The sequence below is a fragment of the Pseudomonas sp. GW821-FHT01D09 genome (assembly GCF_059422465.1).
Window position 1 is genome coordinate 83,615 of sequence record NZ_JBWKWY010000014.1, and the last position, 11,429, is coordinate 95,043.

General features: G+C 57.2%; 10 protein-coding genes and 2 tRNA genes. All 12 read left to right on the forward strand.

Going from position 1 to position 11,429, the window contains the following annotated elements:
• Positions 1 to 24 precede the first annotated feature (24 nt).
• The 12 genes from tpiA (at position 25) to AC07W7_RS14825 (ending at position 10,936) form a co-directional block, all read left to right on the forward strand.
• A complete protein-coding gene (gene tpiA, locus AC07W7_RS14770; protein ID WP_495039586.1) occupies positions 25 to 780 on the forward strand; it encodes a triose-phosphate isomerase in 756 nt (251 codons plus the stop codon).
• Positions 781 to 784: 4 nt separating this feature from the next.
• Entirely contained in the window at positions 785 to 1,168 is a 384-nt protein-coding gene (gene secG / locus AC07W7_RS14775; protein ID WP_003194191.1) for a preprotein translocase subunit SecG, read from the forward strand.
• A gap of 22 nt (positions 1,169 to 1,190) precedes the next feature.
• Positions 1,191 to 1,276: transfer RNA gene (locus AC07W7_RS14780), tRNA-Leu, on the forward strand.
• 96 nt (positions 1,277 to 1,372) lie between these two features.
• Positions 1,373 to 1,449 (forward strand) — tRNA-Met (locus AC07W7_RS14785).
• A gap of 140 nt (positions 1,450 to 1,589) precedes the next feature.
• Positions 1,590 to 2,048, forward strand: a complete 459-nt coding sequence (gene rimP, locus AC07W7_RS14790) for a ribosome maturation factor RimP (RefSeq protein ID WP_159439769.1) — start codon at positions 1,590 to 1,592, stop codon at positions 2,046 to 2,048.
• A 59-nt stretch (positions 2,049 to 2,107) separates the two neighbouring features.
• Entirely contained in the window at positions 2,108 to 3,589 is a 1,482-nt protein-coding gene (gene nusA, locus AC07W7_RS14795; protein ID WP_038445977.1) for a transcription termination factor NusA, read from the forward strand.
• Between the two features lie 27 nt (positions 3,590 to 3,616).
• On the forward strand, positions 3,617 to 6,133 hold the full coding sequence (gene infB / locus AC07W7_RS14800; protein ID WP_495039587.1) for a translation initiation factor IF-2: 2,517 nt from the start codon (positions 3,617 to 3,619) through the stop codon (positions 6,131 to 6,133).
• 159 nt (positions 6,134 to 6,292) lie between these two features.
• The gene (gene rbfA / locus AC07W7_RS14805) at positions 6,293 to 6,688 is read left to right on the forward strand and encodes a 30S ribosome-binding factor RbfA (RefSeq protein ID WP_029298974.1); all 396 of its coding nucleotides are present in this window, start codon (positions 6,293 to 6,295) and stop codon (positions 6,686 to 6,688) included.
• A 3-nt stretch (positions 6,689 to 6,691) separates the two neighbouring features.
• Positions 6,692 to 7,609, forward strand: a complete 918-nt coding sequence (truB, locus tag AC07W7_RS14810; RefSeq protein WP_076962746.1) for a tRNA pseudouridine(55) synthase TruB — start codon at positions 6,692 to 6,694, stop codon at positions 7,607 to 7,609.
• A gap of 115 nt (positions 7,610 to 7,724) precedes the next feature.
• A complete protein-coding gene (gene rpsO, locus AC07W7_RS14815; RefSeq protein ID WP_003177875.1) occupies positions 7,725 to 7,994 on the forward strand; it encodes a 30S ribosomal protein S15 in 270 nt (89 codons plus the stop codon).
• 194 nt (positions 7,995 to 8,188) lie between these two features.
• A complete protein-coding gene (gene pnp / locus AC07W7_RS14820; RefSeq protein WP_076962747.1) occupies positions 8,189 to 10,294 on the forward strand; it encodes a polyribonucleotide nucleotidyltransferase in 2,106 nt (701 codons plus the stop codon).
• A 294-nt stretch (positions 10,295 to 10,588) separates the two neighbouring features.
• Complete coding sequence (locus tag AC07W7_RS14825; RefSeq protein ID WP_032862919.1) at positions 10,589 to 10,936, forward strand: BON domain-containing protein; 348 nt, start codon at positions 10,589 to 10,591, stop codon at positions 10,934 to 10,936.
• Positions 10,937 to 11,429 lie beyond the last annotated feature (493 nt).

Genomic DNA, 11,429 nt, shown 5'->3' on the forward strand with positions numbered 1-11,429 from the left:
CCACTTTGACCGACGAGGTACAGCATGCGTCGCACTATGGTAGCTGGTAACTGGAAGATGCACGGTACCCGCGCCAGTGTCGCTGAGCTGATCAATGGCCTTCGTCACTTGGCCTTGCCGAGCGGTGTTGATGTTGCGGTGTTCCCGCCTTGCTTGCATATCAACCAAGTGGTTGAAGGCTTGAAAGGCAAGTCGATTCAGGTCGGCGCGCAGAACTCCGCAGTGGAGCCAATGCAAGGTGCGTTGACCGGTGAGATTTCGCCGAGTCAGTTGGTCGATGCGGGTTGTTCCTATGTGCTTGTCGGGCACTCCGAGCGCCGTCAGATGATGGGCGAGCGTGATGGGACACTCAATCGTAAGTTCGCAGCGGCACAGGCTTGTGGCTTGATTCCGGTGTTGTGCATAGGGGAGACCCTGGAGCAGCGGGAATCGGGCAAGACTCTTGAAGTTGTCTCGCGTCAGCTAGGCAGTATCATTGAGGAGTTGGGTGTTGGTGCGTTTGCAAAGGCAGTCATTGCTTACGAGCCGGTCTGGGCCATTGGCACCGGGCTGACTGCTACACCGCAACAGGCGCAGGATGTGCACGCAGCCATCCGCGCGCAGTTGGCGGCAGAGAATTCTGAAGTCGCACAAGGTGTGCGTCTTCTATACGGCGGCAGCGTGAAGGCGGCCAATGCGGTCGAACTGTTCGGCATGCCGGATATCGATGGGGGGCTCATTGGTGGAGCTTCCCTGAATGCAGATGAGTTCGGTGCGATCTGTCGCGCCGCGGGAAACTGAAAAAATGCTGGAAACAGTCGTAGTCGTTTTTCATCTGTTGGCTGCTCTGAGCGTCGTCGCTCTGGTTTTGCTGCAACAGGGTAAAGGTGCGGATGCTGGTGCGTCTTTCGGTGCAGGTGCTTCAAATACTGTGTTCGGAAGCCAAGGTTCCTCTACCTTTCTTAGTAAGTTTACTGCTATACTTGCCGCCGGTTTCTTCATAACCAGCTTGGGGTTAGGTTACTTTGCTAAAGAGAAAGCTCATGTGCTTACTCAAGTAGGTCTCCCAAATCCAGCAGTGTTGGAAGTGCCAAAAGCAAAACCGGCTTCTGATGATGTCCCGGTGCTTCAAGAGCAAAAGTCGGCTACTCCAGCGACTGACGTGCCTCCAGCTCAAGAGCAGAAGTAAGAAGGGTTGTAAACGCTGTATTGCCGAGGTGGTGGAATTGGTAGACACGCAACCTTGAGGTGGTTGTGCCCATAGGGTGTAGGGGTTCGAGTCCCCTTCTCGGTACCAATTATCAGGAGAGCCCGCTGTTGCGGGCTTTCTTGTAGGTGGAAGGTTACATTGACCCTGTAAGGGATCGGTCGTATACTTCCGCCCCAGCTTTGTCGCGGGGTGGAGCAGTCTGGTAGCTCGTCGGGCTCATAACCCGAAGGTCGTCGGTTCAAATCCGGCCCCCGCAACCAGTTTTAGCGGAGCCCCTTTTAAGGGGCTTTTTGTTAGCTGGACACTTTCAACGCCGCTGTTCGACGGCGTTTCAAGGATGGGCGTTTCGCCCATTTTTTTATTTTGCACAGCATGCACATACATGCACGAGGGGGTTCAGGTGTCGAGCAAGCTAGAAGAGTTGCAGGCCTTGCTGGCCCCGGTGGTCGTGGCCCTAGGCTATGAATGCTGGGGTATTGAGTTTTCGGCTCAAGGTCGCCACTCAATGTTGCGCGTTTATATCGATAAAGAGGGCGGTGTGCTGGTGGACGATTGTGCCATCGTCAGCCGTCAGATCAGCGGTGTGCTGGATGTTGAAGATCCAATTGCCGTTGAATACACCCTCGAAGTTTCCTCGCCAGGCATGGAACGCCCACTGTTCACTATTGAGCAGTTTGCTAAATATGTCGGTGAACAAGTGAAGATCAAGCTGCGATCTCCCTTTGAAGGGCGACGCAACTTTCAGGGCCTTCTGCGCGGTGTAGAAGAACAGGATGTAGTGGTGCAGGTAGACGACCACGAGTTCCTGTTGCCGATCGATATGATCGACAAGGCCAACATTATTCCCAGTTTTGACTGAGACGTGCCAGAAACTGCGGATCCCGCGGATCCAATGGCTTGCGAAAGGCGAGGCGTACGATGAGCAAAGAAGTACTGCTGGTTGTTGAGTCGGTATCCAATGAAAAGGGCGTACCGGCTAACGTGATTTTTGAAGCGCTGGAGCTGGCCCTGGCCACTGCTACCAAAAAGCGTTTTGAAGACGAAGTTGATCTGCGTGTGGAAATCAACCGCCACACCGGAGCCTATGAGACTTTCCGTCGCTGGACGGTCGTCGAAGAAGCCGATCTTGATGATCCGGCCATCGAAACCTGGCCAAGCAAGGTTGCGCAAACGCATCCGGGCGCCCAGGTGGGTGACGTCGTCGAGGAAAAGATCGAGTCCATCGAGTTCGGCCGCATCGCTGCACAGACTGCCAAGCAAGTCATCGTGCAAAAGGTCCGCGAAGCCGAGCGCGCTCAAGTCGTTGACGCCTATCGCGAGCGCCTGGGGGAAATCATCTCCGGCACCGTGAAGAAAGTGACCCGCGACAACGTGATCGTCGACCTGGGTAACAACGCTGAAGCGTTGCTGGCCCGTGAAGACATCATTTCCCGCGAAACCTTCCGTGTTGGCGTGCGTTTGCGTGCGCTGCTCAAGGAAATCCGCACTGAGAACCGTGGCCCTCAACTGATCCTGTCGCGTACCGCGCCGGAAATGTTGATCGAGCTGTTCCGTATTGAAGTGCCGGAAATTGCCGAAGGCCTGATCGAAGTCATGGCCGCGTCCCGCGACCCGGGTTCGCGCGCCAAGATCGCGGTCCGCTCCAAGGACAAGCGCATCGACCCGCAAGGTGCTTGCATTGGCATGCGCGGTTCGCGCGTCCAGGCAGTGTCGGGCGAATTGGGCGGTGAGCGTGTGGATATCGTGCTGTGGGACGATAACCCGGCGCAGTTCGTGATCAACGCCATGTCCCCGGCCGAAGTCGCGGCAATTATTGTTGACGAAGATGCCCATGCAATGGACATCGCCGTTGGCGCAGACAATCTGGCCCAGGCCATCGGTCGCGGTGGTCAGAACGTGCGTCTGGCCAGCCAGTTGACTGGCTGGACCCTGAACGTCATGACCGAATCGGACATCCAGGCTAAGCAGCAAGCAGAAACCGGCGACATCCTGCGCAACTTCATCGACGAGCTGGAAGTCGACGAAGACCTGGCACAGGTGCTGGTAGATGAAGGCTTTACCAGCCTGGAAGAGATTGCCTACGTACCGGTGGAGGAAATGCTCAACATCGACGGCTTTGACGAAGACACCGTCAACGAGCTTCGCGCTCGGGCCAAGGATCGCTTGTTGACTAAAGCCATCGCTACTGAGGAAAAGCTGGCAGACGCCCATCCGGCCGAAGACCTGCTCTCGCTTGAGGGTATGGACAAGGATTTGGCGATGGAACTGGCGGTGCGCGGCGTAATTACCCGCGAAGACCTGGCCGAGCAGTCTATTGACGACCTGCTCGACATCGACGGCATTGACGATGATCGTGCCGGCAAGTTGATCATGGCCGCCCGAGCCCATTGGTTCGAGTAATTAGGCGCGGCCTGAGGAGAGAAGTGCATGACGCAAGTCACGGTGAAACAACTGGCCGATGAGGTCAAAACACCGGTAGAGCGCCTGTTGCAGCAGATGCGTGAGGCAGGTCTGCCGCACACCGCCGCCGAGGAACATGTGAGCGACAGTGAGAAGCAATCGTTGCTGACTCACTTGAAAAGCAGCCACAAGGCGAAAGTGGAAGAACCGCGCAAGATTACATTGCAGCGCAAAACGACCAGCACCCTGCGGGTGGCTGGTAGCAAGAGCATCAGCGTTGAAGTGCGTAAGAAGAAAGTCTTCGTACAGCGCAGCCCGGAAGAAATCGAAGCCGAGCGCAAACGCGAGATGGACGAACGTCGCGCAGTAGAAAATGCTGCTCGTCAGAAGGCTGAAGAAGAAGCCAAGCGTCGCGCCGAAGAAGAAGCGCGTCGCCAGCCTGCTGCTGCGCAACCTGCTGGTACTGACGCCGTCGCTGCGCCTGTAGAAGCTGTGCGTGAGGCCGCTCCGGTTGCCGCTGCACCAGCGCCGGCAGCTGACGCTCGCAAGCGCGACGAACCTCGTCGCCCGGACAAGCCACGCGCTGACGATAACAATCGTCGCAGTGGTGGTGGCGATGGCGAGCGTAAAAACGCTCCACATCGTGCCTCGGTCAAAGAGAAAGCGCCTGCGCCACGCGTTGCGCCACGCACTACCGACGAAGAAAGCGATGGCTTCCGTCGTGGTGGTCGCGGCAAGGCCAAGCTGAAGAAACGCAACGCCCACGGTTTCCAGAGCCCAACCGGCCCTGTCGTGCGTGAAGTGAAGATCGGCGAGACCATCACTGTGGGCGACTTGGCCCAGCAGATGTCGGTCAAGGCTGCTGAAATCATCAAGTTCATGTTCAAGCTGGGTACCCCGGCCACCATCAACCAGGTACTGGACCAGGAAACTGCCCAACTGGTTGCTGAAGAGCTGGGCCACAAAGTGACCCTGGTCAGCGACACCGCCCTGGAAGATTCCCTGGCCGAGTCCCTGAAGTTTGAAGGTGAAGCAGTTTCCCGTGCTCCAGTCGTGACCGTCATGGGCCACGTTGACCACGGCAAGACCTCCCTGCTCGACTATATCCGTCGTGCCAAGGTTGCCGCGGGCGAAGCCGGCGGTATTACCCAGCACATTGGTGCCTACCACGTTGAAACCGACCGTGGCATGGTGACGTTCCTCGACACCCCAGGTCACGCCGCGTTTACCGCCATGCGTGCCCGTGGTGCCAAGGCGACTGACATCGTGATCCTGGTGGTTGCAGCGGACGACGGCGTAATGCCACAAACCATCGAAGCCGTTCAGCATGCCAAGGCTGCTGGCGTGCCGCTGGTGGTTGCCGTGAACAAAATCGACAAGCCGGGCGCCGATCTCGATCGCATCCGTAGCGAACTGTCGGTTCACGGCGTGACTTCCGAAGAGTGGGGTGGCGACACTCCATTCGTACCGGTCTCGGCGAAGATGGGTACCGGCGTTGACGAACTGCTTGAAGCCGTCCTGTTGCAAGCCGAAGTCCTGGAACTGACCGCTACGCCATCGGCTCCTGGCCGTGGTGTGGTCGTTGAATCCCGCCTCGACAAGGGCCGTGGCCCGGTTGCGACCGTGCTGGTTCAAGACGGTACCCTGCGCCAAGGCGACATGGTGCTGGTCGGTTCCAACTACGGCCGTGTACGTGCCATGCTCGACGAGAACGGCAAGTCCATCAAGGAAGCAGGTCCTGCTATCCCGGTCGAGATTCTCGGCCTGGACGGTACCCCGGACGCTGGCGACGAGATGAGCGTGGTTGCCGACGAGAAGAAAGCCCGTGAAGTGGCTCTGTTCCGTCAAGGCAAGTTCCGTGAAGTCAAGCTGGCCCGTGCTCACGCCGGCAAGCTGGAAAACATCTTCGAGAACATGGGCCAGGAAGAGAAGAAGACGCTTAACATCGTCCTCAAATCTGACGTGCGTGGCTCCCTCGAAGCGTTGAACGGCGCCTTGAATGGCCTGGGTAACGACGAAGTGCAAGTGCGTGTTGTCGGTGGCGGTGTCGGTGGTATCACCGAATCCGACGCCAACCTGGCACTGGCTTCCAACGCTGTACTGTTCGGCTTCAACGTGCGTGCCGATGCTGGCGCACGGAAGATCGTCGAGCAGGAAGGCCTGGACATGCGTTACTACAACGTCATCTACGACATCATCGAAGACGTCAAGAAAGCCCTTACCGGCATGCTTGGCAGTGACGTGCGGGAAAATATCCTGGGTGTTGCCGAAGTACGTGACGTGTTCCGTTCGCCGAAGTTTGGCGCGATCGCCGGTTGCATGGTTATCGAAGGGACTGTGCACCGTAACCGTCCAATCCGTGTACTGCGTGAAGACATCGTTATCTTTGAAGGCGAGCTGGAATCCCTGCGCCGCTTCAAGGATGACGCTTCCGAAGTACGTGCCGGCATGGAATGCGGTATTGGCGTCAAGAGCTACAACGACGTCAAGCCTGGCGACAAGATCGAAGTCTACGAGAAGGTCCAGGTTGCTCGCAGCCTCTAACTCGCGCACTTCAGGAGCCACGCCGCGTGTGGGCATGCAAATGCCCCGCGCAGTGTCCGGACTCTAAACGCAACGCCCGGTCTGGCTTTTGTCAGGCCGGGCGTTTGCCGCTTTCAGACCCCACGGGTTTCACCGTGAGGCAGTAACAGGTAACAAGACATGGCAAAAGAATACAGCCGTACCCAACGTATCGGCGATCAGATGCAGCGCGAGTTGGCCCAACTGATCCGTCGCGAAGTCAAAGACCCGCGTGTTGGCCTGGTCACCATCACCGCCGTTGAAGTGAGCCGTGACGTTGGTCACGCCAAGATCTTCATCACCGTGATGGGCCAGGACAACAGCGAAGAGATCGCGCAAAGCATCAAGGTGCTCAACTCTGCCGCAGGTTTCCTGCGCATGCAGTTGGCCCGTGAGATGAAGCTGCGTAGCGTGCCCCAGTTGCACTTCCACTACGACGAGAGCGTCGTGCGTGGTGCGCATCTGTCGGCCCTGATCGAGCGCGCCGTGGCTGAAGACAATCAGCATCCGTCCACACCTGAAGACGCCAAGGAGTAAGCGGTGGCTCAGGTCAAACGTATCCGCCGTAATGTCAGCGGTATCATCCTGCTCGACAAACCCATTGGCTTTACCTCCAATGCCGCGTTGCAGAAGGTCCGCTGGCTGCTCAATGCCGAGAAGGCCGGGCATACCGGCAGCCTTGATCCCCTGGCCACTGGCGTATTGCCATTGTGCTTTGGCGAGGCTACCAAGTTCTCGCAATACCTGCTCGATTCGGACAAGGGTTACGAAACCCTGATGCAACTGGGCAAGACCACCACCACGGCGGATGCCGAAGGTGATGTTCTGCAGGTTCGCGAGGTGACCGTTGGTCGTGCAGATATTGAGGCTGCCTTACCCGCTTTTCGTGGGCAAATCAGTCAGATACCGCCGATGTACTCGGCTCTCAAGCGTGATGGCCAGCCTCTTTACAAGCTGGCACGTGCGGGCGAAGTAGTGGAGCGCGAACCGCGTTCTGTTACTATTGCGCGCTTGGAATTGCTTGCCTGTGAAGGCGACACTGCCCGCTTGGCCGTGGACTGCAGCAAAGGCACCTATATCCGTACCCTGGTGGAAGATATCGGTGAGCAGCTCGGTTGCGGCGCGTACGTTGCAGAGCTGCGACGCACCCAGGCTGGCCCTTTCACCCTGGCCCAGACGGTCACGCTGGAAGAGCTGGAAGCCGTGCATGCCGAAGGCGGCAACGAAGCGGTTGATCGCTTCCTGATGCCATCGGACAGCGGTTTGCTGGATTGGCCATTGCTGCACTTCTCGGAGCACAGCGCGTTCTACTGGCTCAACGGCCAGCCGGTGCGCGCACCGGATGCCCCGAAGTTCGGCATGGTGCGGGTACAAGATCATAACGGTCGCTTTATCGGTATCGGTGAAGTGAGCGAAGACGGGCGCATCGCGCCGCGTCGGCTGATTCGGTCAGAATGACTGAACGAGTGTGGCTGTTAACAGGCACGGTCAACACTCATTTTTAGATACAGGGATTTGTCCCTGGCCTGTTGAAACTGCCCTTTGGGTGGTTTCCTGAAAAAAGGATTGCCTCATGGCTCTCGACGTTCAAGAAAAAGCACAAATCGTAGCTGACTATCAGCAAGCTGTTGGTGACACTGGTTCGCCAGAAGTGCAAGTTGCACTGCTGACCCACAACATCAACAAGCTGCAGGGTCACTTCAAGGCCAACGGTAAAGACCACCACTCCCGTCGTGGTCTGATCCGCATGGTAAACCAGCGTCGTAAGCTGCTGGACTACCTGAAAGGCAAGGATCTGGGTCGTTATCAGACTCTGATCGGTCGCCTGGGTCTGCGTCGCTAATCAGCGATTGCGCTAGAGGTTGGTTGTTTGCCGTGTGTCAGTGGGATTCCCGCTGGCCCATGGCAGGCTCCCAGCCTCAAGTTTTATCTGGATACACGTTTTACCCTGGACAAAGGTTGGGCCGACTCCCGACATTGCCCAAGAATTTCGCAAGAAGACAAGTTCCCCAAGAGCCACAAAGAAGGTAGGACACCGTGAACCCGGTAATCAAAAAATTCCAGTTCGGTCAGTCGACCGTTACCCTCGAGACAGGCCGTATCGCCCGTCAAGCCTCCGGCGCAGTGCTGGTCACCGTTGACGACGACGTTACCGTATTGGTGACCGTTGTAGGCGCCAAGACCGCTGACCCAAGCAAAGGCTTCTTCCCTCTTTCCGTTCACTACCAGGAAAAGACTTACGCTGCCGGTAAGATCCCTGGTGGTTTCTTCAAGCGTGAAGGCCGTCCTTCCGAGAAAGAAACCCTGACTTCCCGACTGATCGACCGTCCGATCCGTCCGCTGTTCCCAGAAGGCTTCATGAACGAAGTGCAGGTTGTCTGCACCGTCGTTTCCACCAGCAAGAAGACCGATCCGGACATCGCTGCGATGATCGGCACCTCGGCTGCCCTGGCCATCTCCGGTATTCCTTTCGATGGCCCGATCGGCGCTGCCCGTGTTGCGTTCCACGAAAGCACCGGCTACCTGCTGAACCCGACTTACGAACAACAGAAAGCTTCGAGCCTGGACATGGTCGTTGCCGGTACTTCGGAAGCCGTGTTGATGGTTGAATCGGAAGCCAAAGAGCTGACCGAAGACCAGATGCTGGGCGCGGTACTGTTTGCTCACGACGAGTTCCAGGTGGTGATCAACGCGGTTAAAGAACTGGCTGCCGAAGCTGCCAAGCCAACCTGGACCTGGGCGCCTGCGCCTGAAGCCACCGAGCTGCTGGGCGCTATCCGCTCCGAGTTCGGCGCACAGATCTCCGACGCCTACACCATCACCATCAAGGCCGACCGTTACGCTCGCCTGGGTGAGCTGAAGGACCAGGTTGTGGCCAAGCTGTCCGGTGAAGAAGGCCAGCCTTCTTCCAGCGAAGTCAAAGCAGCATTCGGCGAAATCGAATACCGCACCGTTCGCGAAAACATCGTAAACGGCAAGCCACGTATCGACGGTCGCGACACTCGCACCGTACGTCCGCTGAACATCGAAGTCGGCGTTCTGCCAAAAACCCACGGTTCGGCCCTGTTCACCCGTGGCGAAACCCAGGCCCTGGTTGTTGCAACACTGGGTACCGCCCGTGACGCACAGTTGCTGGACACCCTGGAAGGCGAGAAAAAAGACCCGTTCATGCTGCACTACAACTTCCCTCCGTTCTCGGTAGGCGAGTGTGGTCGCATGGGTGGCGCTGGTCGTCGCGAAATCGGTCACGGCCGTCTGGCCCGCCGTTCGATTTCGGCCATGCTGCCTGCTGCTGACGTGTTCCCGTACACCATTCGTGTGGTGTCGGAAATCACCGAGTCCAACGGTTCCAGCTCCATGGCTTCCGTGTGTGGTGCTTCCCTGGCACTGATGGACGCCGGCGTGCCGATGAAGGCACCGGTTGCCGGTATCGCCATGGGCCTGGTTAAAGAAGGCGAGAAGTTCGCCGTCCTGACTGACATCCTGGGTGACGAAGACCACCTGGGCGACATGGACTTCAAGGTAGCCGGTACCGCCAAGGGTGTGACCGCGCTGCAGATGGACATCAAGATCAAGGGCATCACCGAAGAGATCATGGAAATCGCTCTGGGCCAAGCCCTGGAAGCGCGCCTGAACATCCTCGGCCAGATGAACCAGATCATTGGTCAGTCTCGCACCGAGCTGTCGGAAAATGCTCCGACCATGATCGCGATGAAAATCGACACCGACAAAATCCGTGATGTTATCGGTAAAGGCGGCGCGACCATCCGTGCGATCTGCGAAGAAACCAAGGCCTCGATCGATATCGAAGACGACGGTTCGATCAAGATCTTCGGCGAAACCAAGGAAGCGGCTGAAGCGGCACGTCAGCGCGTCCTGGGTATCACCGCTGAAGCCGAGATCGGCAAGATCTACGTGGGTAAGGTTGAGCGCATCGTCGACTTCGGCGCATTCGTCAACATCCTGCCGGGCAAGGACGGTCTGGTTCACATCTCCATGCTGAGCGATGCTCGCGTAGAGAAAGTGACCGACATCCTGAAAGAAGGCCAGGAAGTGGAAGTGCTGGTACTGGACGTGGACAACCGCGGCCGTATCAAGCTGTCCATCAAGGACGTAGCAGCAGCCAAGGCCTCGGGCGTTTAATTACCCCCAGGCTTCACGCTGAAAAAGGACTCTTCGGAGTCCTTTTTTTATGGCTTTGGGAAAGTGACGGTAAATCAGCTGTTTAGCCCAGTGCAAAAGCCGCAACTTGCATGCAGGCACGACGGGCTTCATGCAAGTTGCACGATTCCGAAAATTGAGTATTTTTATAACTTGTTGTTTTTTAAGAGTTTTGTTAGTTAGTAAAAGTTGGCACAGCGCCTGCAACAGTACTGGTAACCCTGCAGCATTAACGTTGAAACGCTGCAGACCTTTGAAAAAACAGGAGTTACTCGTATGAAGAAGTTCGCTATCGCTGCTGCAACTGCCACCGCTCTGACCCTGACCATGGCTAACGTTGCGTTTGCCCAAACTTCCCAGGCGCCAATGGTTGTAGCCGCCGGTGAAGTGACCAAGGCCAAAGAAGCGACCTCCGATACCTGGATCACCACTAAAGTCAAAGCTGACCTGGTCACCGAGAAAGGCATTCCTGGCACCGACATCAAAGTCGAAACCAACAAAGGCGTGGTTTCCCTGTCTTCCACTGTGGCTGTCACTGATGCACAGAAGGAAATGGCAGTGGCCATCACCAAGAAAATCAAAGGCGTTAAAGCTGTATCGGCCGACGGCCTGAAAGCAGAGTAACGCGCAACGAATCGACTGGACTTAACCAAGGCGGCCACGGGCGAGGCAGATATCCGCTCAATGCACCTTATAGGTTCATGCGACCGACCACAGGGATGTGGTCACTACGGGCCCCGGCACTTGTGTCGGGGCCCGTTTTATTTGTGACGTGGAATGCATTTTGGCAGGGTGGCATATCCAGTGTGTGCGGGCTTGCCAGCAGGTCTTGTGCTGCTTTCACTGGCCTTATCGCGGGCAAGCCCGGCTCCCACATTGATCGAGTTTATTCAGGATGAGCGCGGTCAACTGTAGGAGCTGGCTTGCCTGCGATGGCGATCACTCAGGCAATAAAAATTTAGAGCTTGCCGAACGTGCCAGCAGGTCTTGTGCTGCTCCCACTGGCCTTATCGCGGGCAAGCCCGGCTCCCACATTGAGCGAGTTTATTCAGGATGAGCGCGGTCAACTGTGGGAGCTGGCTTGCCTGCGATGGCGATCACTCAGGCAATAAAAATT

Bases quoted from the DNA above. Each gene is read 5' to 3' on its own strand.
- secG (WP_003194191.1), top strand. From the start codon at position 785: ATGCTGGAAACAGTCGTAGTCGTTTTTCATCTGTTGGCTGCTCTGAGC.
- nusA (WP_038445977.1), top strand. From the start codon at position 2,108: ATGAGCAAAGAAGTACTGCTGGTTGTTGAGTCGGTATCCAATGAAAAG.
- infB (WP_495039587.1), top strand. From the start codon at position 3,617: ATGACGCAAGTCACGGTGAAACAACTGGCCGATGAGGTCAAAACACCG.
- rpsO (WP_003177875.1), top strand. From the start codon at position 7,725: ATGGCTCTCGACGTTCAAGAAAAAGCACAAATCGTAGCTGACTATCAG.
- tpiA (WP_495039586.1), top strand. From the start codon at position 25: ATGCGTCGCACTATGGTAGCTGGTAACTGGAAGATGCACGGTACCCGC.
- rbfA (WP_029298974.1), top strand. From the start codon at position 6,293: ATGGCAAAAGAATACAGCCGTACCCAACGTATCGGCGATCAGATGCAG.
- AC07W7_RS14825 (WP_032862919.1), top strand. From the start codon at position 10,589: ATGAAGAAGTTCGCTATCGCTGCTGCAACTGCCACCGCTCTGACCCTG.